The sequence below is a fragment of the Amycolatopsis sp. NPDC023774 genome, assembly GCF_040639695.1.
In the GTDB taxonomy this organism is placed as follows: Bacteria; Actinomycetota; Actinomycetes; order Mycobacteriales; family Pseudonocardiaceae; genus Amycolatopsis.
In genome coordinates this window covers 22,268-45,223 of record NZ_JBFAAJ010000037.1, presented here as the reverse complement: position 1 = coordinate 45,223, position 22,956 = coordinate 22,268, and the positions used below count along the sequence as shown (strand labels likewise).

23 protein-coding genes are annotated in these 22,956 nt (G+C 70.7%); 10 read left to right on the top strand and 13 right to left on the bottom strand.

Annotated features, from left to right (window positions below):
- Window positions 1-182: 182 nt before the first annotated feature.
- Together AB0F91_RS40970 and AB0F91_RS40965 are read right to left on the bottom strand one after the other, a co-directional pair.
- Window positions 183-1,469, bottom strand: coding sequence for an adenosylmethionine--8-amino-7-oxononanoate transaminase (locus AB0F91_RS40970; protein WP_360606855.1), 1,287 nt, complete (start codon window positions 1,467-1,469; stop codon window positions 183-185).
- Window positions 1,470-1,494: 25 nt separating this feature from the next.
- The gene (locus tag AB0F91_RS40965; RefSeq protein WP_360606891.1) at window positions 1,495-2,664 is read right to left on the bottom strand and encodes a cytochrome P450; all 1,170 of its coding nucleotides are present in this window, start codon (window positions 2,662-2,664) and stop codon (window positions 1,495-1,497) included.
- A 132-nt stretch (window positions 2,665-2,796) separates the two neighbouring features.
- Here AB0F91_RS40965 and AB0F91_RS40960 point away from each other — a divergent pair, with 132 nt between their 5' ends.
- Window positions 2,797-3,423: a uridine kinase gene (locus AB0F91_RS40960; protein WP_360606853.1), complete on the top strand. Its 627-nt coding sequence runs from the start codon at window positions 2,797-2,799 to the stop codon at window positions 3,421-3,423.
- Here AB0F91_RS40960 and AB0F91_RS40955 read toward each other — a convergent pair whose 3' ends face one another.
- The 4 genes from AB0F91_RS40955 to AB0F91_RS40940 form a co-directional block, all read right to left on the bottom strand.
- Entirely contained in the window at window positions 3,424-4,581 is a 1,158-nt protein-coding gene (locus tag AB0F91_RS40955; protein ID WP_360606851.1) for a glycosyltransferase family 4 protein, read from the bottom strand.
- A gap of 104 nt (window positions 4,582-4,685) precedes the next feature.
- Window positions 4,686-5,747 (bottom strand): NlpC/P60 family protein, encoded by a 1,062-nt coding sequence (locus AB0F91_RS40950; RefSeq protein ID WP_360606849.1) that lies wholly within the window; start codon window positions 5,745-5,747, stop codon window positions 4,686-4,688.
- 425 nt (window positions 5,748-6,172) lie between these two features.
- Window positions 6,173-6,364 (bottom strand): hypothetical protein, encoded by a 192-nt coding sequence (locus AB0F91_RS40945; RefSeq protein WP_360606889.1) that lies wholly within the window; start codon window positions 6,362-6,364, stop codon window positions 6,173-6,175.
- Between the two features lie 221 nt (window positions 6,365-6,585).
- Window positions 6,586-8,010 carry an NYN domain-containing protein gene (locus AB0F91_RS40940; RefSeq protein ID WP_360606847.1) on the bottom strand — a complete coding sequence of 475 codons (1,425 nt, stop codon included), beginning with the start codon at window positions 8,008-8,010 and terminating at the stop codon, window positions 6,586-6,588.
- Between the two features lie 141 nt (window positions 8,011-8,151).
- Between AB0F91_RS40940 and AB0F91_RS40935 the strand changes: the two genes are divergently transcribed.
- On the top strand, window positions 8,152-9,870 hold the full coding sequence (locus AB0F91_RS40935) for a DEDD exonuclease domain-containing protein (RefSeq protein WP_360606845.1): 1,719 nt from the start codon (window positions 8,152-8,154) through the stop codon (window positions 9,868-9,870).
- Between the two features lie 52 nt (window positions 9,871-9,922).
- Window positions 9,923-10,207 carry an Lrp/AsnC ligand binding domain-containing protein gene (locus tag AB0F91_RS40930; protein WP_204090534.1) on the top strand — a complete coding sequence of 95 codons (285 nt, stop codon included), beginning with the start codon at window positions 9,923-9,925 and terminating at the stop codon, window positions 10,205-10,207.
- A gap of 69 nt (window positions 10,208-10,276) precedes the next feature.
- On the opposite strand, the gene AB0F91_RS40925 is transcribed toward AB0F91_RS40930, so the two are convergent.
- Genes AB0F91_RS40925 through AB0F91_RS40910 form a run of 4 tightly spaced genes read right to left on the bottom strand, consistent with a single transcriptional unit; the run spans window position 10,277 to window position 14,618 of the window.
- A complete protein-coding gene (locus tag AB0F91_RS40925; protein WP_360606843.1) occupies window positions 10,277-11,974 on the bottom strand; it encodes a cytochrome bc complex cytochrome b subunit in 1,698 nt (565 codons plus the stop codon).
- Window positions 11,971-13,122, bottom strand: coding sequence for a ubiquinol-cytochrome c reductase iron-sulfur subunit (locus AB0F91_RS40920; protein WP_360606841.1), 1,152 nt, complete (start codon window positions 13,120-13,122; stop codon window positions 11,971-11,973). The genes AB0F91_RS40925 and AB0F91_RS40920 overlap by 4 nt, the downstream gene beginning before the upstream one ends.
- Window positions 13,119-13,937: a c-type cytochrome gene (locus AB0F91_RS40915; protein ID WP_360606839.1), complete on the bottom strand. Its 819-nt coding sequence runs from the start codon at window positions 13,935-13,937 to the stop codon at window positions 13,119-13,121. Before AB0F91_RS40915 ends, AB0F91_RS40920 begins: the two co-directional genes overlap by 4 nt.
- A 54-nt stretch (window positions 13,938-13,991) precedes the next feature.
- Window positions 13,992-14,618, bottom strand: coding sequence for a heme-copper oxidase subunit III (locus tag AB0F91_RS40910; RefSeq protein ID WP_360606837.1), 627 nt, complete (start codon window positions 14,616-14,618; stop codon window positions 13,992-13,994).
- 95 nt (window positions 14,619-14,713) lie between these two features.
- Here AB0F91_RS40910 and AB0F91_RS40905 point away from each other — a divergent pair, with 95 nt between their 5' ends.
- Genes AB0F91_RS40905 through trpD form a run of 3 tightly spaced genes read left to right on the top strand, consistent with a single transcriptional unit; the run spans window position 14,714 to window position 16,667 of the window.
- The gene (locus tag AB0F91_RS40905; protein ID WP_360606835.1) at window positions 14,714-15,139 is read left to right on the top strand and encodes a hypothetical protein; all 426 of its coding nucleotides are present in this window, start codon (window positions 14,714-14,716) and stop codon (window positions 15,137-15,139) included.
- Between the two features lie 60 nt (window positions 15,140-15,199).
- Window positions 15,200-15,610 (top strand): hypothetical protein, encoded by a 411-nt coding sequence (locus AB0F91_RS40900; protein WP_354863944.1) that lies wholly within the window; start codon window positions 15,200-15,202, stop codon window positions 15,608-15,610.
- Window positions 15,611-15,617: 7 nt separating this feature from the next.
- Window positions 15,618-16,667, top strand: a complete 1,050-nt coding sequence (trpD, locus tag AB0F91_RS40895) for an anthranilate phosphoribosyltransferase (RefSeq protein WP_360606833.1) — start codon at window positions 15,618-15,620, stop codon at window positions 16,665-16,667.
- Window positions 16,668-16,701: 34 nt separating this feature from the next.
- On the opposite strand, the gene AB0F91_RS40890 is transcribed toward trpD, so the two are convergent.
- Window positions 16,702-17,673, bottom strand: coding sequence for a helix-turn-helix domain-containing protein (locus tag AB0F91_RS40890; protein ID WP_360606831.1), 972 nt, complete (start codon window positions 17,671-17,673; stop codon window positions 16,702-16,704).
- A gap of 82 nt (window positions 17,674-17,755) precedes the next feature.
- On the opposite strand from AB0F91_RS40890, the gene AB0F91_RS40885 reads away from it, so the two are divergent.
- Window positions 17,756-18,700 (top strand): DMT family transporter, encoded by a 945-nt coding sequence (locus AB0F91_RS40885; RefSeq protein ID WP_360606829.1) that lies wholly within the window; start codon window positions 17,756-17,758, stop codon window positions 18,698-18,700.
- Here the strand turns inward: AB0F91_RS40885 and AB0F91_RS40880 are convergent.
- Both AB0F91_RS40880 and AB0F91_RS40875 read right to left on the bottom strand, forming a co-directional pair.
- On the bottom strand, window positions 18,645-19,067 hold the full coding sequence (locus AB0F91_RS40880; RefSeq protein WP_220237945.1) for a cytochrome c oxidase subunit 4: 423 nt from the start codon (window positions 19,065-19,067) through the stop codon (window positions 18,645-18,647). The genes AB0F91_RS40885 and AB0F91_RS40880 overlap by 56 nt on opposite strands.
- Before the next feature lie 39 nt (window positions 19,068-19,106).
- Window positions 19,107-20,054 (bottom strand): cytochrome c oxidase subunit II, encoded by a 948-nt coding sequence (locus AB0F91_RS40875; RefSeq protein ID WP_360606828.1) that lies wholly within the window; start codon window positions 20,052-20,054, stop codon window positions 19,107-19,109.
- A gap of 196 nt (window positions 20,055-20,250) precedes the next feature.
- Here AB0F91_RS40875 and asnB point away from each other — a divergent pair, with 196 nt between their 5' ends.
- The 3 genes from asnB (at window position 20,251) to AB0F91_RS40860 (ending at window position 22,944) form a co-directional block, all read left to right on the top strand.
- On the top strand, window positions 20,251-22,185 hold the full coding sequence (gene asnB / locus AB0F91_RS40870) for an asparagine synthase (glutamine-hydrolyzing) (RefSeq protein ID WP_360606826.1): 1,935 nt from the start codon (window positions 20,251-20,253) through the stop codon (window positions 22,183-22,185).
- 100 nt (window positions 22,186-22,285) lie between these two features.
- Window positions 22,286-22,528 carry a hypothetical protein gene (locus AB0F91_RS40865; RefSeq protein WP_360606824.1) on the top strand — a complete coding sequence of 81 codons (243 nt, stop codon included), beginning with the start codon at window positions 22,286-22,288 and terminating at the stop codon, window positions 22,526-22,528.
- Window positions 22,525-22,944: an alpha/beta fold hydrolase gene (locus AB0F91_RS40860; protein WP_360606823.1), complete on the top strand. Its 420-nt coding sequence runs from the start codon at window positions 22,525-22,527 to the stop codon at window positions 22,942-22,944. The genes AB0F91_RS40865 and AB0F91_RS40860 overlap by 4 nt, the downstream gene beginning before the upstream one ends.
- Window positions 22,945-22,956: the final 12 nt, after the last annotated feature.

Below are 22,956 nucleotides of genomic sequence, written 5' to 3'. Positions count from 1 at the left end.
TCTTCGGGTTCGCTTGTGAACCGGAAAACTAGGATGTTTCCGGCAAAGCTCACCAATAAGTCAGACGCTCACGAAGCGACCCAGACCTGATCGCGTGGAATCCCCCGAGTTCCGGCGACCTTGCGTGACTCACGGTATACAGCCCGCGCCTTATGACCGCAGTCACACTCAGTCGGGTGAATTCAGGCTTTTTCAGCCGCCGCGAGCATCGCGCCGGTGATCACGGCCAGGTCCGCGTCGTCCGTGACGTACGGCGGCATCGCGTACACGAGGTCGCGGAACGGCCGCAGCCACGCGCCCTGGCCCGTCACGATGTCGGTGGCCACACCGAGGTCGACCTCGTGGTCGAGCTGCAGCACGCCGATCGCGCCGAGCACCCGCACATCACGCACGTTCGGCAGGTCCCGCGCGGGCTCGAGGCCGCGCCGCAGCCCCGCCTCGATCCGGGTGACGTCCGCCCGCCACCGGCCGTCGGCGAGCAGCCCGAGCGACGCGTTGGCGACGGCGGACGCCAGCGGGTTGCCCATGAACGTCGGCCCGTGCGCCAGCACCGGCAGGTCTCCGCGCGCGATGCCGTCGGCGATCTCGGGCGTGCACAGCGCCGCGGCCATCGTGAGGTAGCCGCCGGTGAGCGCCTTGCCGAGGCACAGCACGTCGGGTGTCACGCCGGCGTGCTCGGCCGCGAACATCCGGCCCGTGCGCCCGAAGCCGGTGGCGATCTCGTCGAACACCAGCAGCACGTCGTGCTCGCGCGTGAGCTCGCGCAGCGCGCGCAGGTAACCGGGGTGGTGGAACCGCATCCCGCCGGCGCCCTGCACCACGGGTTCCACGATCACCGCCGCCAGCTCGTGCGCGTGCTCCTCCAGAGCGGCGGCAAGAGTGTCTACATAGGACTGATCGACGGGCGCGTCGAAGCCCGCCGGCGGCTCGGGCACGAACACCTGCTCCGGCAGGACTCCGCGCCACAGCGAGTGCATCCCGCCGTCGGGGTCGCAGACGCTCATGGGCGTGAACGTGTCGCCGTGATAGCCACCGCGCCACGTGAGCAGCCGCCGCTTGTCCGGCAACCCGCGCGAACGCTGGTACTGCAGGCACATCTTCACGGCGACCTCGACCGAGACCGAGCCGGAGTCGCACAGGAACACGTGCTCGAGGCCCTCGGGCGTGAGGTCGACGAGCGTCTTGGCGAGCGTGATCGCCGGCTCGTGGGTGAGACCGCCGAACATCACGTGGCTCATCCGCCCGGCCTGCTCGGCCAGCGCCGCGTCGAGCACCGGGTGCCGGTAGCCGTGTACCGCCGCCCACCACGACGACATGCCGTCGACGAGCTCGCGGCCGTCCGCGAGCTTCAGCCGCACCCCGCTCGCCTCGGAGACGAGCAGCGGCGCCACCCGTCCCGGCATGGGCGCGTACGGATGCCACACGTGCGCGGCGTCGAGGGCGAGCAGGTGGTCGGCGCTGGTGTCCACGCGCCGACCCTACGTGCCGTCCCGCTCAGCGGGGCAGCACGGGCAGCGTCTTGACTCCGTGCACCAGCGGACTCGTGCGGTAGACCAGGTCCTCTTCCGGCACGGCCAGCCGCAGCTGAGGGAACCGCTCGAGCAGCGCCGCGAGCGCGATCTCCGCCTCCATGCGCGCCAGCGGGGCGCCGACGCAGTAGTGGATGCCGTGGCCGAAGGCGAGGTGGCCGCCGGCCGCGCGCGTCACGTCGAGGTCGGCCGGGTCGGGGAAGCGCCCCGCGTCGCGGTTGGCGGCGAGCAGCGAGACCTGCACGAACTCGCCCGCCGGGATCTTGTGGTCACCGACCTCCACGTCCTCGACGGTGTAGCGGAGGGTGGCGATGTTGATGGGCCCGTCGAAACGCAGGAACTCCTCGACGGCGCCAGGCATCAGCGACGGGTCCGCCGTCAGCTTCGCGCGCTGCTCGGGCGCGCGAAGCAACGCCAGTACCGCGTTGCCGATCAGGTTCACGGTCGTCTCGTGGCCCGCGACGAGCAGCAAGAAGGCCATCGAGACGAGCTCTTCCTCGCTCAGCGAGTCGCCCTCGTCGGTCACGTGCACGAGCCCGGACAGCAGGTCCTCGCCGGGTTCGGCGCGCTTCTGCGCAACGAGCGCCACGAGGTAGGTGTGCATGGCGATCGCGGCCGCCTGCATCTCCTCGACGTCGCCCGCACCCAGCAGGATGTTGGACCAGCCGGTGAACTCGCCGCGGTCCGCCTCGCGCACCCCGAGCAGCTCGCAGATCACGGTGATCGGCACCGGCCCGGCGAACGCGGCCATGAGGTCGACCCTCTCGTGCTCGGCCATCGCGTCGAGCAGCTCGGTGGTGATCTGCTCGATGCGCGGACGCAGCCCGGCGATCGCGCGCGGGGTGAACGCCTTGTTCACGAGCTTGCGCAGCCGCGAGTGGTCCGGCGGGTCGGTGTTGAGCATGTGCGCACCGAGCAGCTGGCCGAAGTTCCGGTTGATGTTCTCGGCCCCGACCTTCGCGGCCATCAGGTCGTAGGCGCCGCGGTTGTCCTTGCTCAGCCGCGGGTCCGCGAGCAGCGCCCGCGCCTCGTCGTAACCGGTGACGAGGTAGGACGGGGTGCCGCGCGGCATCCGGATCGGGCACACGGCGCCCTGCTCGTGCAGGTGCTCCAGCGTCTCGTGCGTGTGCTGCATGAACTCGTCGTCGATCACGGGGATTTCTTCGACGGCCACTTCGCCCCCAAGGTCTCCGGCTGACTGGTCGTGCTCCCCAGTATGCCCACGCGCCCGCGTGCTGCCTGTGGCCCGAGGGCAGGATGGTTTTCCGTGCGCTACCGACCCATCTCCCCCGAAGTCCTGGCCGCCGAGCTGACCGAGCGCGTCGCGGCGCTGCCGCACCGCCGGCTGGCGGTCGCCGTGGACGGCGCCGACCAGGCCACCGACACCGCGGGTCTCGCGGAGGCGCTCGTGGACCCGTTGCGACTGCTGGGCCGCGCCGCGGTACGCGTGCCCGCGAGCGGGTTCCTGCGCCCGGCGTCGCTGCGCTTCGAGCACGGCAAGCGCAACCCCGACGCGCGCTACACCGACTGGCTCGACCTCGGCGCCCTGCGCCGGGAAGTCCTCGACCCGCTCGCCGGCGAAGGCAGCGGCCAAGTGCTGCCGGCGCTGTGGGACACCGAGCGCGACCGCGCGACGCGGATGGCGCGCGTGCCGGTGCCCGAGGGCGGCGTGGTCCTCGTCAACGGCGAGTTCCTGCTCGGTGCCGGCCTCGCGTTCGACCTCGTGGTGCACCTGTGGCTCTCCCCCGCCGCGCTGCGCCGCCGCCTGCCCGACGACGACGCGTGGGCGCTGCCCGCGTACGAGCGCTACGAGTCGGAGGTCGATCCGGGCGCGCTCGCGGACGTCACCGTCCGCGTCGACGACCCGCGCCACCCGGCGGTCTACGAGCCGTAGCTAACGCACGGCGGCGACGGGATCGCCGTCCAGCAGGCCGGACAGGCGCTGGGCCATCGTGTCCCACCGCCAGTTCTCCGTGACCCACGCGCGCCCCGCCTCGCCCATCCGGCGGGCCCGCACGGGGTCGGCCAGCAGGGCCTCGAGGGTGTCGCGCAGCTGGCCGACGTCCCGGCCGTCCACGACGTGGCCGGTCACCTCGTCGAGCACCGCCTCGGGCGCGCCGCCCGACGTGCCGGCCACCACGGGCAGCCCGGTCGCCGACGCCTCCAGGTAGACGATTCCCAGCGCCTCCACGTCGAGCCCCTTGCCGCGAGTGCGCGCCGGCATCGCGAAGACGTCGCCCGCGTTGTAGTGCGCGGGCAGCTCGGCCCACGGCACGGAGCCGGTGATGACCACGTTGTCGGCCACGTCGAGCTCGGCGACGAGCTCCGTGAGCCGCTTGCGGTACGGACCGCCGCCGACGAGCAGCAGCACGACGTCCGGTACGCGCTTGCGCAGCTCCGGCAACGTGCGGATGAGCATGTCCTGGCCCTTGCGCGGCACGAGCCGCGAAACGCAGACGACCGTCGGCCGGTCGCCCAGGCCGTGGCGGGCGCGGATCTGCTCGCGCGCCCCCGTGTCGGGCGCGAACAGCGTGGTGTCCACGCCGGACGGCAGCATCTCGAGCCCCGCCATCGGCCCGAACGCCGCGCCGAAGCGGCGGCGCGTGTACTTGCTGACGTAGGTGAGCACGTCGACCGTGTCGCCGATGCGCCGCAGCGCCTGGCGCGAACCCGGCAGCATCGACCAGCCCACCTCGTGCCCGTGCGTGGAGGCCACGACCCGCCTCGCGCCGGCCTGGCGCAGCGGGCGCCCCAGCAGCGCCAGCGGCGCCGCCGCGCCGAACCACACGGCTTCACAGTCGCGGCCCCGCATGATCTGCTTCGCGCGGCGCAGCACGTCGGGCGTCGGCAGCATCAGCGACGTCGGGTGCCGCACGACCTCGAAGGGCGCTTCGGCGTCGAAGTCGACGTGCGAGCCGGCTTTCCCTTCCCACGACGGCGCGTAGACCACCAGGTCGTCGGCCGGGAGCCGCGTGGCCAGCGAGTTGAGGTAGTTCTGGATCCCTCCGGGCCGCGGCGGGAAGTCGTTGGTCACGAGCAGCGTCCTCAGCACACGGGCAGGCTATCGGGCCCGGTCGCCGGCGCTGTGGCCCACCGACGACCACGGGGCGGTACCGCGTCTGCGGTACCGCCCCGTGGGCAGGGAAGGATTGCTGCTCAGCTGGGGCGGCGGGCGCCCACGTACTGGCTCTGCAGCGGCGAGATCTTCACGACGTCGCCGGTGGTCGGAGCGTGCACCATCTTGCCGTCGCCGATGTACATGCCCACGTGGGAGACCGGGGTGTAGTAGAACACCAGGTCACCCGGCTGCAGCTGGCTGCGCGGGATCGGAGTGCCGAAGGTCGACTGTTCCCGGCTCGAGCGCGGCAGCGAGATGCCCGCCTGCTTGTAGGCCCACTGCATCAGGCCCGAGCAGTCGAACGTGCTCGGCCCGGTGGCGCCCCACACGTAGGCGTCACCGAGTCGGCTCAGCGCCGCGTCCACGGCCGCCTGGGCCTCGGGCCCGGGCGCCTTGATGTTCATCGGCGGGGCGCTGCCCTTGTCGCCGCGCAGAGCCTGGTCCAGTGTGGACAGTTCGGGCTCGGTTTTCTTGAGCTGCGCGATCTGGTCGTTGAGCGTCTTCTGCTTGGCCTTGATGTCGTTCGCCAGCTTGGCGGCCGCGTCACGGGCGTCCGTCGCGCGCTTGGCGGCGTCGGCAGCCTGCTTCGTGGCGTCCTGGGCCTGCTTCACGGCACCGGCGAGCGCGTCGAGCGCGGCGTCCTTCTGGGACGCAATCTGGTCCAGCGCGGAAGAGCGCTCGAGGAACTCCTGCGTCGACGTGCCCGCGAGCAGCGCCGAGAGCTTGTTCATCTGCACGCCACTGAGGAACGAGGCGCCGGCGAACTTGTCGACGTCGACGCGGTAGAGCTTCTCGTTGTTCTCGGCCTGCTGCGCGGACTTCTTCGCGTTTTCGACGTCGGTGTTGGCCTTGTCGAGGTCCTTCTGGCGGGCCGCTTGGTCGTCCTGGGCCTTGAGGAGGTCCTCATTGGCCTTCTCGGCCTGCGAGGCGAGGTCGCGGTACTTCGCGAGGGCGTCCGAACCGGAGTCGGGCGGGGTCTGGAGGGCGGGGATGGGAGCTGCGATGGCCGTGGCCGAGGGCTGGGCGACGGTGACCATGGCGATCACCGAGGCTGCCGCGAGGGCACCTGACACCACGCGCTTGACTGGATGCGACTGCACGGTCGCGCGTGTCTCCTTTGCTGTCGGGCCGCCGTCGGAACCTCGTGACGCCGAAGAGGTCGGGGGCCCTCTTTCGTGCGTCCACCCCGCGCGTTCCGGCCGCGTTTCACTGCAACAGCCTCACGCGCACGGTGTGGTTCCGGTGTTGGCTCCCCGACAAAGCCTTTTCCGGCGGCGATCCCGCGTCGCCGTCTTGCCGACGGCTGCTGGCCGCGAGATCTCGGACAGGTTACGAAAAGACCGTCACCGCGTCCACCGGGCCCCACATAAAAACTCTCCGTAGTTCGCCGAAACACCATCGGACCAGCGAGGGAGGGTTTGTGTGACGGCAGTCATACGCTGTGGTGTCAGAATGGCGTGAAATTGCTACCGACCGTTCACCCGATCCGATCGACCACTCGTCGCGCCGTTATCACCCACAATTGTCAGGCGGGCTTACGTTCGGGCTCCGGAACCAAGCGCAGCCGGGGCACCATCCCCGCCTCGGCGAGTGCGTCGACGGCTCGCCGTTCGTCCGCGTCCCACGCCAGGGCGACCGGCGGGCCGAGCAGCACACTCACCACGCAGTCGTGGCACGCGTGGCCCCGCACGGCGCAGCGGTCGCAGTCGACGACCAGCGTGTCGAGGTCCGCCGGATCGACGTCGCCGACGTCGACAGCACTGAGGTCGAACTCACTGACATCGACGCTGTCGAGGTCGCGGTCGGGCGGGTGGTTCGTGTTCTCGGTCACGGGAGGCTCCTCACCGCAAGTCGGCTGTCGTGCTTCCTGCGACGCACGGTAGGAGCCACCACCGACAGTTTCCGCCCCGCCGGCCCCAGCCGTCCCCCGGACGGGTTTCAGACGCGACTCAGGCGGCTGACCAGCACCGCCGAGGGAGCCGAGTGCGCACCGGTGGCGCGGACCGAGTCGGCGACCGCCCGGTCGGACGTCGCCACGACCATCGGCCGGCCCTTCGGCTCGGCCGCCACCAGCGAGCGGATCACGTCGTCGGCCAGCACGCCGCGGTCGGAGAACAGCACCCGCACACCGCGCGGCACCGACGCCGGCACGGACAGCACCCCCGCCCCGTCGAACACCACCGTGACCTCGGCACTCGTGCGTGCGGCTAGGGCGGAAAGCTGGTGGATGAGCCGGTCGCGCTGGTCGGCCAGCGCCAGCTCGGGGTAGCCGGTCTTGGTCACGTTGTAGCCGTCGACGATGAGGTGCACGTTGGGCAGCGCGAGGTAGCGGTCGAGCGCCCCGACGTCCTGCACGCGCCCGCCCGGGCCGAGCCCCGACGTGGCACCGCGCACCATGTCGGCGGGCCGCGCGCCGCGGTCGCCCAGCATCAGCTCGCGGCGCAGTCCGGTCACGGCGCCGTCGATCGTGTCGACGAGCAGCGCCAGACGCACCTCATCGGCTTCCCGGGCCTCACGGGCCGACTGACGGGCGATCTCGGCGTCGGCGACCGCTCGCTCGGCCCGCGCGCGCTCGGCCGCCACGCGGCGACGCTCGCGGTCCAGCTGCGCGGTCAGCGCGTCGATCTCCTCGGCCCTCGCGGTGGCGCCGCGCGCGAACTCGGCGCGGGCCTCCTCGGCGGCGTCACGGGCCTGCCGCAGCTGCACGCCCTGCTCGCGCAGCCGGCGAAGCAGCTTCTCGACTTCGGCCTCGCGTTCGCCGCGGGCGGCCTCCACGGTGCCGCGCGCCTGGTCCAGTTCCCCCCGCAGCACGGCCAGCTCCGCCTCGAGCTTCTGGTTGCGCGCGAGCGCGGCGTCGCGTTCGGCCCGCAGCGCCGTCTCTTCCGCGTTCTTCGCGACGAGCCGCACGCGCCCGGCCGCGCCCGATTCGCCCAGTAGCACCGCGGCGGCCGCGCCGACGACGGAATCGGGGGCGTTGGGGTCCAGCGCGTCGGTGCGGTGCTCGCGCAGCCACTCAATCACGGCGGTGCGGAACTGCGCGGAGTCGCCCAGCGCGGCCAGCAACGCCGCGCCGCCCAGCTTCGCGCGCTTCGCGGGCGCGAACTTCGCGACGGGACGCAACTGCCGCGGCACGTCGGTGGGCGGCAGCTTCGCGACGGCGGTGGCGGCCAGCTCGACGATGCGCTCGCGCACGGCGTCGGGCAGGCCCGCCCAGGAAGCGGGCTCGGGCACCGGCGCGTCCGCCTCGGTGAGCTCGGCCGCGTCGGTCCCGGCTGACGCGGTGGCCGCGTCAGCCCGCGCCGGCACGACCGAGGGGCCGACGGCCTCCTCGGGTGCGACCGGATCCACGGGCTGGGGATGCATTGGTCCAGGGTAGGCCCCGGGGCCGGATCGCGCGCCGTTGGTCACCGGACGTGAGAACCCCCCACCAGGCACCCGCGCCACACCCGTCACACGGATCGTGCCGTCCGGGATTGTCGGTGGGCGGTCCTAAGGTGCGCGATCATGGACACCCGACCGCGGCCCGGCCAGGCACAGCTGGCCTTCGACGAGCTCGGCACCCCGTTGCGGGACACCACGTTCGTCGTCTTCGACCTCGAGACCACGGGCACGAAGCCGGGGCCGGACGCGATCACCGAGATCGGGGCCGTGAAGGTGCGCGGCGGTGAAGTGGTGGCCGAGTTCGCGACGCTGGTGAACCCGGGTTCACCGATCCCGCCGCAGGTGGTGGAGCTCACCGGCATCACGCAGGCGATGGTCTACGACGCGCCGCGCATCGAGCGCGTGCTGCCCCCGTTCCTCGAGTTCATCTCCGGTGCCGTGCTCGTGGCCCACAACTCGGGGTTCGACACGGGCTTCATGCGGGCCGCGTGCGAAGGCCACGGCTACGTCTGGCCGCGCGCCACGGTGATCTGCACGGTGAAGCTCGCCCGGCGCGTGATCCCGCGTGAGGAGGCCCGCAGCTATCGCCTGTCCAACCTGGCCATGCTGCTCGGTTCCCGCACCCGGCCCACGCACCGCGCACTAGACGACGCCCGCGCGACCGTCGACGTCCTCCACGCGCTGCTGGAGCGGGTCGGCAACGTGGGCGTGCACACGGTCGAAGAGCTCGTGGACTACCTGCCCGAGGTGACCACCGCGCAGCGGCGCAAACGCCACCTGGCGGCCGACCTGCCATCACGGCCCGGCGTGTACCTGTTCCGCGGTCCCCGCGAGGAGGTCCTCTACGTCGGCACCGCGCGAGACCTGCGCCGGCGCGTGCGGCAGTACTTCACGGGGTCGGAGAGCCGCGGGCGCATCCGCGAGATGGTGGCGCTGGCCGAGCGCGTGGAGGCCATCGAGTGTGCCCACTCGCTGGAGGCCGAGATCCGCGAGCTGCGGCTCATTGCGGCCCACCGGCCGATGTACAACCGCCGCTCGAAGAACCCGCACCACGCGTGGTGGGTCGGGCTCACCGACGAGGCCTTCCCGCGCCTGTCCGTGGTCCGCCTCCCGCGCGAAGGCACGCTCGGCCCGTTCCGCAGCCAGGCCGACGCACGCACCGCCGCCGACACGCTCGCGGGCGCCGCCGGGCTGCGCACCTGCACCCTGCGCATCTCGGCCCGCGGCGGCTCGGCCACGCCGTGCGTGCTCGCCGAGCTGGGCCGCTGCGGCGCGCCGTGCGCCGGCCGCCAGAGCGTGGCCGACTACTCCCCCGCCGTCACGGCCGCACGCGACCTGATCTCCGGCCAGGACGGCCGTCCCCTCAAGCTGGCCGCCGCCCAGCTCGACCGGCTGTCGGAGGGCCGGCACTACGAGCAGGCCGCCCGGCACCGCGACGAGCTGGCCGACCTCGTGCGGGCCGTCGGCCGGTCCCACCGGCAGGCCGCGCTCGCGGACATCGCCGAGCTCATCGCCGCCCACCCGGACGGCAACGGCGGCTGGGAGCTCTCCGTGATCCGTCACGGCCGGCTGGCGTCCGCCGGCGTCGCCCGCCGCGGCGTGCCGCCGATGCCGGTGGTGGAACACCTCGTCGCGGCCGCGGAAACCGTGCTGCCGGGCGAAGGTCCATTGCGCGGCGCGTCGGGGGAAGAGGTGGCGGTGCTGCTGCGCTGGCTCGCCCGCCCCGGCGTGCGGCTCGTGCGCACCACGCGCCCGTGGGCCGAACCCACGGCCGTCGCGGGGTGGCGCGGGTGGCTCGATCTCGTGGCGGGTGCGCGGACGCTGGAGCGGGTGGCGGGGTGACGAAGGCTACGATCAGCGCTCGTCGGGTACCGCCAGGGAGTGGAGGAACGCTGTGATCACGGCGATCGTGCTGATCAACGTAGAGGCCGAGGAGATCCCGCAGGCCGCGCAGGCGATCGCGGACCTCGAAGGGGTCAACGAGGTCTACTCGTGCGCCGGTGACGTCGACCTGATCGCCACCGTGCGCGTGAAGGCCCACGAAGACCTGGCCGACCTCATCCCCGGCCGTATCGGCAAGGTGCGCGGCGTGCTGGACACCGTCACGCACATCGCGTTCCGTTCGTACTCGCGGGCCGACACGGACTCCGCGTTCGAGATCGGCGTCGAAGGCGCCTGATACCTGCGAACGGCGAAGGCCCCTCCGACCCGAGACGGGTGGAGGGGCCTTCGCCGTTTGATCGGGAACTCAGTGCCCGGAGCCGCGCGAATCCGACGGCTGGGCGCTGGTCAGCTGCGGGCTGCCCAGCTTGGAGGTGTCGCCCTCGGCGGCCTGGCCGCGCCCGTCGCCATTGCCTTCGTGGGCGGCGCGCTCCAGAGCGGCCGACTCTTCCGGCGGGTCCGGGGTCCAGAGCGAACCGGGGACGGCGTGCCCGGCGGTGCCGAGCTTGTTCATCTTCTTCGGCACCGCGGCGCCCTGGTACTCGAGCGGGATCGCGTGGCCGTGGCTGTCCACGCCGCCCAGCGGCTGGTGGACCTCGATGAACTCACCGTGCGGCAGGCGCTTGATGATGCCCGTCTCCACGCCGTGCTCCAGCACCTCGCGGTCGGCCCGCTGCAGACCCAGGCAGATCCGGTAGGTGAGGTAGTACGCGATCGGCGGCACGATCAGCACGCCGATGCGGCCGGCCCAGGTGGTGGCGTTCAGGGAGATGTCGAACTGGTCGGCGATGATGTCGTTGAAGCCCGACAGCTCGATGACCAGGAAGAACCCGAGCGCCATCATGCCCAGCGCGGTGCGGACCGGTGCGTCACGCGGCCGCTGGAGCAGGTTGTGCGCCGCGTTGTCCTTCGACAGCTTCCGCTCCAGGAACGGGTACGCCAGCAGGAGCCCGATCAGCACCGGCATCCCGATCGCACCGGGGAAGAACACCGCCGGGATCGTGTAGTTCCCGAGGTACACCTCCCATGCGGGCCAGATGCGCAGCATGCCGTCGGCCCAGGCCATGTACCAGTCCGGTTGCGAGCCGGCCGACACCATCGACGGGTTGTACGGACCGAAGTTCCACACCGGGTTGATCTGGAACAGGCCCGACATCAGCGCGATGACACCGGTGACCAGCGTGAAGAACGCGCCGCCCTTGAGGGCGAAGTACGGCACGATGCGCACGCCGACGACGTTCGTCTCCTTGCGCCGCACGCCCGGGAACTGCGTGTGCTTCTGGTACCAGACCAGCCCCACGTGCACACCGATCAGCGCGAGCATGATGCCCGGGATCAGCAGGATGTGCAGCGTGTACAAGCGCGGGATGATCTGGTCGCCCGGGAACTCGCCACCGAACAGCGCCCAGTGGATCCAGGTGCCGATGACCGGCACGGAAAGCACGATGCCCGACAGAGTCGCGCGGATACCAGTACCCGAGAGCAGGTCGTCGGGGAGCGAGTAGCCGAAGAAGCCCTCGAACATGCCCAGGACCAGCAGCAGGCCACCGAGGACCCAGTTCGCCTCTCGCGGCTTGCGGAACGCGCCGGTGAAGAAGACCCGGAACATGTGGATCATCATCGAGGCGACGAAGATCAGCGCGGCCCAGTGGTGCAGCTGCCGCACGAACAGGCCGCCGCGCACGTCGAACGAGATGTCCAGCGTGGTGCGGAACGCCTGCGACATCTCGACGCCCTGCAGGTTCTGGAAGCTCCCGTGGTAGGTGACTTCCTGCATGGAGGGGTCGAAGAACAACGTCAGGTACACACCCGACAGCAGGATGATGATGAAGCTGTAGAGCGCGACCTCACCCAGCAGGAACGACCAGTGCGTGGGGAAGACCTTGTTGAACTGGTGACGCAGGCCCTTGGCCAGCTTGTACCGCTGGTCCGCGTTGTCCGCGGCCTCGCCGAGGTGTTGCTCGAGCGCGCTCGTGCCCTTCGTGGGCGTGGTGAGTGAACTCATGACTTACGCTCCCAAAAGGCCGGACCGATGGCCTCGATGAAGTCGCCCCGTGCGATCAAGTATCCCTCTGCGTCAACCGTGATGGGCAGCTGTGCCAGCGGCCGCGTCGCCGGGCCGAAGATGGGCTTGGCGTAGTGCAGGGCGTCGAACTGCGACTGGTGGCACGGGCAGAGGATGCGGTTCGTGCGCTGCTCGTACAGGGAGGTCGGGCAGCCGACGTGGCTGCAGATCTTCGTGTACGCGTAGTAGTCGCCGAAGTTGAAGTCCTCCTGGCCCTTCCGCTTCACCACGCGCGCGGCGTCGGTGGGGCGCAGCCGGATGAGCATCACCGGGTTGTCGACGCGGGTCAGCGCGGCGGCCAGCGCCTCGCGGTTGCCCGCCTCGGTCTTGCGGTACGGGAACACCGTCTCCATGGCACCGGCGTCGAGGTCCTCGACGCGCAGGAGCGTGACGCCCTTCTCGACGTCCTCGTCCAGGCTGCCGGTGTTGCGGCGCAGGTACACGACCTCACCCGGGTGCTGCGGCTGCCAGCCGGTGTGCCACAGCGAGTTCTCGTTGTCGGTGTCCTTCCACGGGTCCTTGATGAAGGACGCCAGCGGCAGGGCCGCGACCGCGAGACCCAGGACACCGGCACTCGCGCCGGCGGTGCGCTTGATCAGCGACCGGCGGGCGATGGTGCTGCGGCTCCCGGCGTCGGCCAGGTGCGCGAGGATCGTGGCGCGGTCCACCTCGGCCGACGGGCCGTCGCTGCGCTGCTGGACCGCGTTCTCCTGCGGCACGAACTTCTTCGTGTACAGGATCACGCCGATGCCCAGCGCCAGCACCGCGACGCCGAGCGTGACGCCCAGAGCCGGGGTGTAGAGGCTGTAAGTGGCGTGCCCGCTCGCGTCGCTCGGGTCCTTGTACTCCCACCAGTGCGGCCACGCGATGACCACGACGAACGCCAGGCCCGCGAGCGCGGACAGGGCGAACCAGAACGCCACGACCCGCTGCGCGCGGCGTTCGGCGCGGGTGTTCTTGACCGGCCACGGTTCCGGATAGTCGACGATCTCGACGCCGTCCAGCTGACCGCCCAGCTTGAGCAGCTGATCGCGGTCCATCTCAGCCAGTTCCGCCTCCGAGGGCGGCTGGGGCCCTTCGGCACTCATGCCTTCGATCCAATCCACAGCGTAATGCCGACGAGTGCGGCAATTCCGACGACGAACGCGATGAGGCCTTCGGAGGCGGGACCGAACCCGCCGAGACCGTTGCCACCCGGGTTGTTGTTGCCGTCCGACACCGACTTTACATAAGCGACGATGTCTTTCTTCTCCTCCGGATTGAGCTGCCGGTCGGAGAATTTCGGCATGTTCTGCGGACCCGTGAGCATCGCGTCGTAGATCTGCTCTTCGGTGGCCGGGTCGAGATTCGGCGCGTACTTGCCTGCCGAGAGCGCGCCACCGCGACCGGTGAAGTTGTGACACGACGCGCAGTTGAGGCGGAACAGCTCGCCACCGCGGGCCGGGTCACTGCCGCGCAGGGCGGCACCGGTTTCTTCGGGGCGCTGCACGCCACCGCCGTGGGCCTGCACGAAGGCGCCGACGGCGTCGATCTCGCTCGGCGTGAGCTTCGGCGGCTTGCGCGCGATCTGCGCCTCCTGGCGCGCGGCGGGCATGCGGCCGGACGAGGTCTGGAAGTACACGGCCGCGTCGCCGACGCCGATGAGGCTCGGACCGCGGTCCTGCACGCCCTCGAGGTTCTTGCCGTGGCACTCGATGCAGGTGTTGTTGTAGACCTGCTCACCCTGCCGCAGCAGAGCCGGGTCACCCTGGGCCTGCGCGGTCTGGGGCTCGGGCGCGAACACGGCGTACAGGGCGCCGGCTCCCACCAGCGCGACACCGAGTGCGAGCAGGCCGGCGAAACGCCTGCGCAGCTTCGAACGCGCGCGGAACCGGCGCTCCGGGGACTTCTTGCTGGTGGTCATCTTGCGGCAACCCTTGCTGTCAGTTCAGGCCGATGGTGGTGGCGGCGGGCGGGATCAGGGGAGGATGTAGATCACCGCGAAGAGGCCCACCCACACGATGTCGACGAAGTGCCAGTAGTACGACACGACGATCGCCGAGGTGGCCTGCGCGGGCGTGAACTTGCTGAGCTTGGTGCGGATCAACAGGTACACGAACGCGATGAGCCCGCCGATCACGTGCAAGCCGTGGAAACCGGTGGCGAGGTAGAACACCGTGCCGAACGGGCCGGACGGGATCGTCAGCCCTTCCTCCACCAGGTTGTGGTACTCGTTGGCCTGGCCCGCGACGAAGATCGCGCCCATGATCAACGTGACGATGTACCAGCGCCGGAGCCCGTAGACGTCCCCACGCTCCGCGGCGAACACGCCAAACTGGCACGTCAGCGAGGACAGCACCAGGATCACCGTGAACGGGATCGCGTACGGGATGTTGAGGTGGAATTCTTCGCCGTGCAGGGGCGGCGGCCAAGGCGCGCCGGCCGCGTTCTGCGCCTTGACGGTGAAGAACATGGCGAACAGTCCGGCGAAGAACATCAGTTCGCTGGACAGCCACACGACTGTGCCGACGCTGACCATGTTCGGCCGGTTCAGCGAGTGGACCCGCTGGCTGATGGTGGGAGCTGCCGTTGTCACGGATCGCATTATGTCCTCCCGCGCGGGCACCCCGCCCTTCGGGTCCACGGCGGGTCGTGGGAGCTTCGCATCACACCCGAACCCGGCACAGGCAGGAGCTACTCGTGAGTTTGCTCGGTCGGCTTCGTGACCTGGCCCGAAAGCGCGAAAGTCCCGGTCTGACGCCTGATGCGCCCGGTTTGGTGGTCGTCGCGGAGGCGTTCGACCCCGCCCTGGCGGACTCGGCCGTGCTCGCGAATTCACCCGGCTGGGTCGCTTCCGCGCCGGCCGTCTTCGTCCACCACCTGAGCCTGCCGCCCGATCGCGTGGCCGAGGCGGCCGCGATCCTCGCGCAGGACGGGTGGGAGCTGCGAGAGCGAGGGCCCGACGGCGACCGCGTGCTGGTCCACGCCCTGCGGGTGCAGGTGCTCGACGCCCTGCACTGCGCCCAGGAACGCTCGCGGATGGCAGGTCTGGCGCAGCGCCTCGGCGGCGACGCGCTCGGCTGGGACGCGCGGCAACCGGGTGAGTCGCCCACCGCGTCCGCGTGAGATGCATCTCGGCCGATACGATCGCGAAGTTCCACCCGTGACGAGACGGAGGCGTGCTCAATGGGCGAGCAGACGAAGCGGATCCTGGTGTTCAGCCACAAGGCCGAGGTCCGCGACGCGATCATCAACGCCGTCGGCCGGCGGCCCGCCGCCGACCTGGGCCGCGTGGAGTACGTCGAGGCGGCCGGGATCGCCGACGTGCTGTCCGAGGTGGACGCCGGCACCGTCGACCTCGCGATCCTCGACGGCGAGGCCCAGCCCACCGGTGGCATCGGCCTGACCCGCCAGCTCAAGAACGAGATCACCGACTGCCCGCCGATCGTGGTGGCCGTGCGGCGCAAGGACGACCGCTGGCTCGCCACCTGGTCGCAGGCCGACGCCGTGCTGGTGCACCCGCTCGACCCGCTGACCGCGGCGGAGACCGTCGCCGGCGTGCTGCGCGCCGGCCGCGTGCCCGCCGTCAACGGCTGAGCCGGGGATGGGCACCACCCCGGTCCCCCACACCTGGTCCGGCCTGCTGACGCAGCTGATCGGGCGCTCCGACCTGTCCGCCGACGACACGGCCTGGGCCATGGACCAGATCATGTCCGGGGAAGCCTCGCAGGCCCAGATCGCCGGGTTCGCGATCGCGTTGCGCGCCAAGGGCGAGACGCCGGAGGAGATCTCCGGCATGGCCGAGGCGATGCTGGCGCACGCGCGCCGCATCGAGCTGGACGCGCCCGCTGTCGACATCGTCGGCACGGGCGGCGACCGGTCCAATTCGGTCAACATCTCCACGATGGCGACGATCGTCACAGCGGCCGCGGGCGTGCCGGTCGCCAAGCACGGCAACCGCAGCGCTTCGTCGAAGTCGGGCGCGGCCGACGTGCTGGAAACGCTCGGTGTCGCGATCGACCTGCCGCCGGACAAGGTGCACCGGTCGTTGCGGGAGATCGGCATCGGCTTCTGCTTCGCGCCCACGTTCCACCCGGCGTACCGGCACACCGGCCCGCCGCGACGCGAGCTGGGCGTGCCGACGACGTTCAACCTGCTCGGCCCGCTCACCAACCCGGCGCAGCCGCGCAGCGCGCTGATCGGCTGCGCGTACGCGGACAAGACGCGCTTGCTGGCGGAAGTGTTCGCACAGCGCGGTTTCTCGGTGCTCGTGGCCCGCGGCGACGACGGCCTCGACGAGATCACCACCACCACGACCACGTCGGTCTGGGTGGTTTCGGACGGCACCGTGACCGAACGCAGCTTCGACCCCAGTGCGCTCGGCATCCCGCGCGCCACGGCCGAGGAGCTGCGCGGCGGCGACGCGACGGCCAACGCGGAGGTGGTGCGCCAGCTCGTGGCCGGCAAGACCGGCCCGGTGCGCGACGCCGTGGTGCTCAACGCGGCGGCCGCGCTCGCCGCGTTCCGGGGGTTCTCCGGCTCGCTGGAGGAGGACCTGGCCACCGGGCTGGAGCAGGCCAACCGCGCCATCGACTCCGGCGCGGCGGCGGCTCTGCTGGAGCGCTGGATCGCGTTCTCCCCCGTTTCCCGCTGACCCGAGCGAAGCGAGGGCGGCCGGAGAGAAGCGCTCAGGAGCCCTGGAAGGCCGCGCGGTAGGCGCTTGGGGTGGTTGCCCGCAGGCGAGTGAACTGGTGGCGCAGCGCGGCCGCTGAGGCGTAGCCGCAGGCCGTCGCGATGTCCTCGACGGACAGCCGGCCCTCCTCCAGCAGCGCCTGCGCGCGGTCGAGCCGGCGTTCGGTGAGCCAGCGGTGCGGGGTGGTGCCCGTGGCAGCGGAGAAGCGACGCAGGAACGTCCGCTCCCCCAGCCCGCTGCGTCGCGCGAGTTCCGCGACGGTGAACGGCCGGTCCAGCCGCCGTTCCACCCACTCCAGCGCCTCGGCGACCACGGCGTCGTCCGGCGCGGCGGTGGCGGGCAGCGGAGCCTCGACGAACTGCGCCTGCCCGCCGGCGCGGTGCGGAGCCGCGACCATCCGCCGCGCGAGCGTGGTGGCCGCCGCGACACCGCGCAGCCGCCGCACGAGGTGCAGGCACAGGTCCACGGCCGCGACGGTGCCCGCGCTGGTCGACACGCCGTCGTCGTCCGCGTAGAGCGCCTGCGGGTCCACGAGCGCCTTCGGGAAGAGCCGGCGGAAGTCCTGTTCGTACACCCAGTGCACGGTGCAGCGGCGGCCGTCGAGCAGGCCCGCATAGCCGAGGGAGAACACGCCGGCGCAGAAACCGGCAACCCACGCGCCGCGCTCCCGGGCGTCGCGGAGGACTTCCAGAACCGGTTCCGGCGGCGCGACCGTGCGTGGTTCGCACGTCGGCACGATCAGCAGATCGGCCGACGCGGCGAAGTCCAATCCGGACAGCCCGGTCAGTCCGAAGCCGGACCAGGTGTCCACTGTGTGGTTTTCGGGTCCCTGCGGCGAGCACACGCCGAACTCCCAGCCCTCGATGCCGTCCGCGCTGCGGTCGGTGCCGAACACCTCACACGCGACGCCCAGCTCGAACGGCGAGACCCGGTCGGCCAGCACCACCGCGACCCGGTGCACGTCCATGCACCCCAGCGTGTCACAAGTTTTGCGGTCGTTGTCATCTCTGACACTGGTCGCGCGGGGACCGCGGGCCGAATCTGTGCCTATGAAAAACCCCGAAACCCGCCCGCTCCTGCAGTGGTCGGCCGCCATGGCCCTGTCGGGCACGATCGGCGCGGTCGTGCTGGAAAGCGGTGCCGCCGCGCCCGCCGTCGCCTTCGCCCGCTGTCTGGTCGGCGGTGTCCTGCTCGTGGTGTGGTGCCTCGCGCGCGGCCATCTGCGCAGCTGGCGACCGTCCCTACGCGACCTGCTGCTCGCCGCACTGGGCGGCGCGCTGCTGGTGGCGAACTGGGTGCTGCTGTTCACGTCGTACGCGCTGTCGTCGATCGGCGTGAGCACGGTCGTCTACCACACGCAGCCGCTCATCCTGGTCGGTCTGGCGGCGGCGTTCCTCGGTGAAAAAGTCGGGAAGACGCACCTGGCGCGGGCGGGCGTCGCGTTCGCCGGCGTGGTGGTGATTTCCCTCTCGGCCCACGGCGACGACGGACAACCGGTGCGATTCGCGGGGATCGCACTCGCGCTGGGCGCGGCGGTACTCTACGCCGGCACGTCGTTCGTGGCGAAGCAGCTCACCCACGTGCGCCCGCACCTGCTCGCGGCAGTGCAGCTGGTGGTGGGAACGGTGCTGCTGGCCCCGGCGCTGGTGTTCACGCCGCTACCGCACTCGGTTCCGGGACTGCTGTGGCTGGTGCTGCTCGGCACCGTGCACACGGCGGTGATGTACGTGCTGATGTACGCGAGCATCGGCAAGCTGCCCACCACGACGGTGGCGCTGCTGTCCTACCTGTACCCGGTGGTCGCGGTGGTGGTGGACGTGCTGGCGTTCGGCCACCGGCTGTCCTGGCCGGAGGGCCTGGGAATGCTGGCGGTGCTCGCCGCCGCGCTGGCACCCCAGCGCGGCGGCAGGCCCCGGTCACGAACGACCGGGGAAAGCGTCACTCGTGGTTCGGACCCGTGTGGTACTCGAACACCAGCCCGCCCACGGCGATGAGCAGGGCGACGAGCGCCATGACCAGCAGCCAGATGTGGAAGAACGCGAGCGCGAGACCACCCAGCGCGGCCGAGGCCGCCATGGCGATCGGCCAGTAGCTGCCCGGGCTGAAGAAGCCGAGCTCGCCCGCACCGTCACTGATCTCGGCGTCCTCGCGGTCCTCGGGGCGCGGTTCGATCCGGCGGGACACGAACTGCATGTAGCTGCCCGCGAGGAACGCGAGACCACCGGTCAGGAAGAGCGAGACGATGCCGACGGGCTCGGCCTTCTGGTCGGTCGCGTAGAGGGCGGTCATGACCCAGTAGATGACGGCCATGACGACGGCGAACGCCGCCACCATGTAGAAAATCCGGGCTTCGACCTTCATGGGACTTTCTCCCCTACTCCTCTGGTTCGCCGGAACCGGTCAGTTGGACGCGGTGCGCGCGGTGCGGTCGGTGTTGAACGGCTGCGTGGTCACCGCGTGCGGGGTGCACAGCTCACCGCAGTTCATCGCCGCCAGCGCCTCGGAAGCCGTGTTCGGCTGGCCCGTCTTCGGGTTCGTTTCCGTACGCAGCTTGATGTACTGGTCGTACTTGTCCGGCGAGAGCGCGCGGACCTCGAAGTTCATCACCGAGTGGTACGTGCCGCAGAGCTCGGCGCACCGGCCGACGAAGGAGCCTTCGCGGTCGATCGAGTTCTGGAAGGAGCTGTCCTGGTTGTTCTTCTCGGGGTCCGGGAAGACGTCGCGCTTGAAGTGGAACTCCGGGACCCAGAACGAGTGGATGACGTCGGTGGACCGCAGGCGGTACTCGATCGTCTTGTTCGTGGGGAGCACCAGCAGCGGGATCTCGCCGGAGGAACCGACGGTGCTGACCTGGCTGCCGTCCGGGCGCTTCGCGTTCGCGTCGTCGTACTTGAACTCCCAGTTCCACTGGAAGGCCACCACGTCGACGGTCACGTCCGGGTTGGGCTTCTTGTCCAGGACGTCGCTCTCGGTCGTCGCCGTGAAGAAGAACAGGACGCAGACCATGATCGTCGGAACGACGACCGTGAAGATCTCGAGCGGAATGTTGTACTGGAACTGACGCGGGAGGTCCTCGGGACCCTCGACCGCGGAGTTCTTCTTCTTCCGGTGGAACGTCGCGGTCCAGAAGATCAGGGCCCAGACGATGACACCGACGGCGAGCGCCGCGATGACCGTCCACGTCCAGAGGTTCCGCATCTCGTCGGCCTGCGGGGTGACCCCCACCGGCCAGCCGAAGCGAAGGATCTCGTCCCCGGAGCAACCCGTCGCGGTCAGCGCCACCAGCACGGCCAGCGCGGCGACCCGGCCGACCCGCTTACCCCCGTGGGTGCGCGCTGGTTTTCCCACTGCGCCTCGCCCTTTCACCCAGAGCCTCCTCGACCGATCTTCGTGACAGGCGGAGCCTAGCCGAGTTCACGGTTCCCGCTGTCCAAGGGGTGACCACAACGCGCGCGCGTCCACCCGATGCGGTCCGCGGTGCACGGTTCGCGGCATACTGTGCCCTTCCCCGGACCGGCGAAGACCCTGAGGTGTGTGAGTACGCGTGTGCGGCCTGCTTGGATTGATCTGCGGCACCGAGACCGACGCGGCGAACGCCCGTGAAGCCGTGGGCACGGCGATGCGCTGCCAGCGCCACCGCGGCCCCGACGAGCAGGACACCTGGGCCGACGCCGAGGTCGTCTACGGCTTCAACCGGCTGGCGTTCATCGACGTCGACCACGCCCACCAGCCGCTGCACTGGGGTCCGCCGGAGGCGCCGGGCCGCTACACCATGAACTTCAACGGCGAGATCTACAACTACCGCGAGCTGCGCGACGAGCTCGCTGAAAAGTTCGGCGCGAAGTTCGAGACCGAGGGCGACGGCGAGGCCATCGTCGCGGCCTACCACTACCTCGGCGCCGACGCGGTGAAGAAGCTGCGCGGCATGTTCGCCTTCATGATCTGGGACTCGGCCGAGAAGGTCGTGTTCGGCGCGCGGGACCCGTTCGGCATCAAGCCGCTGTTCTACGCCGCCGGCCCCGGCGGGGTGGCGTTCTCCAGCGAGAAGAAGAGCCTGCTGGAGCTCACCGACACGCTCGGCCTGGCCCAGGAGCTGGACCGCAAGGCCCTGCAGCACTACCTGGTGCTGCAGTACGTGCCGGAGCCCGAGTCGCTGCACACGGCGGTGCGCCGCGTCGAGTCGGGCACGTCGTTCCGCGTGGTGCCGGGCGGGCAGGTCGAGTTCACCCGCTACTTCCACCCGCAGTTCGCGGCGAAGCCGGTGAACGGCGCCGCCGAGGCCGAAGCGCTGTACGAGCGCATCGCGGATGTGATGCGCGACTCGGTGGGCAAGCACATGATCTCCGACCCGGACGTGACGGTCGGCGCGTTCCTGTCCGGCGGAATCGACTCCACGGCCACGGCGACGCTGGCCAAGGAGCACAACCCGAACCTCATCGCGTTCACCACCGGGTTCGAGCGCGAGGGTTACTCCGAAGTGGACGTGGCCGCCGAGTCGGCCGCAGCAATTGGCGTGAAGCACGTGGTGCGCACGGTTTCGGCCGACGAGATGATGGAGGCGCTGCCGCTCATCGTCTGGTACCTCGACGACCCGGTGGCCGACCCGGCACTGGTGCCCCTGTGGTTCATCGCGCGCGAGGCCCGCAAGCACGTGAAGGCCGTGCTGTCGGGCGAGGGCGCCGACGAGCTGTTCGGCGGTTACACGATCTACAACGAGCCGATTTCGCTGGCACCGTTCGAGAAGGTGCCCGGCGGTGTGCGCAAGCTCATCGGCAAGGTGTCCACGAAGATCCCGGAAGGCACGCGCGGCAAGGACTTGCTGCGCCGCGGCGCGCTGCCGCTGGAGGACCGCTACTACGGCAACGCCCGCAACTTCCGCGACGACCAGCTGCGCAACGTGCTGCGGACCTATCAGGACGGTGTGGGCTTCAAGGACGTCACCGCGCCCTGGTACGACGTCTCGCGCGGCTGGGACCCGGTGGCGCGCATGCAGCACGTGGACCTGTTCACCTGGCTGCGCGGCGACATCCTCGTGAAGGCCGACAAGGTCACCATGGCCAACTCGCTGGAGCTGCGCGTGCCGTTCCTCGACGCCGAGGTGTTCAAGGTCGCCGCTTCCATTCCCCTGGACCAGAAACTCGCGCACGGCACCACGAAGTACGCGCTGCGCCAAGCACTCGCGAAGATCATCCCCGCCCACGTGCTCAACCGCCGCAAGCTCGGCTTCCCCGTGCCGATCCGCCTGTGGCTGCGCAACGAGATGTACGACTGGGCGCGCGGCATCATCAACGACTCGAAGACCGACGAGCTGCTCGACAAGCCCACCGTGCTGCGCTTGCTGGAGGAGCACAAGGCCGGCCAGCTCGATCGCAGCCGCCAGATCTGGGCCCTGCTGGTGTTCATGCTGTGGCACGGCATCTTCGTCGAGCACCGCATCAAGCCGGAGATCCCGGAGCCGGTCTACCCCGTGAAGCTCTGACGCGCTGACCGCGAAGCTCTGAAGGCAAGCCACCCGCCGCGAACTCCGCGGCGGGTGAGCTGTTTTCCGACCACAATCTCCTGCCCTGGACTTCGTACTGGTGCACGGCACCACGCAAGCACCCCGCGGCTGGGGCCGGCTGGTGACGGAACTCACGGCGGCCGGGCACGGCGTTGTCGCCGTGGACTTGCTTGCCGAGGGGCCGACCCACGACGTGGCCGGATTCGCGCACGTGGCCCGGCGGCAGGTCAGGGCGTCGAGTCCCGTGGTCGGCGCGCACTCCGGCAGTGGGGTGCTCCTGTCGGCGATCGGCTCGGCGCCGAGCGCCGCGCACCTGGTGTGACTCGCGCGTACGTCCCCGCGTTCGGCACCGGCGGCAGCCTGCGCGACGAGGTCACGGCCGATGTCGCGGAGCTGTTCCACACCGAGTGGCAGGGCGTGGACCCCACGGCCGACCTCGCGGCCGCGGACCACTTCCTGTTCCACGACTGCCCGCCCGGCGTGCGCTCTTGGGCCCACGGCACGTTGCGGCTGTTCCACCCCGCGGTGCTGCCGACGCAGCCAGCGGGTTCACGGCCGGCGATCCCGTCAACGGTGATCGTGCCGGCGGAGGACCGCACGCTCCGCAGCTCGTGGATGCGAGCCGCGGCCCGGCTCCGGCTGGGTGTCGAAGCTCACGATGTTCCGGGCGGGCACTGTCCGCACGTGTCGCAGCCGGCCGCGGTCGCGGAGATACTGGGGGAACTCGTCCGGCACTGATCGGTGGCCGCC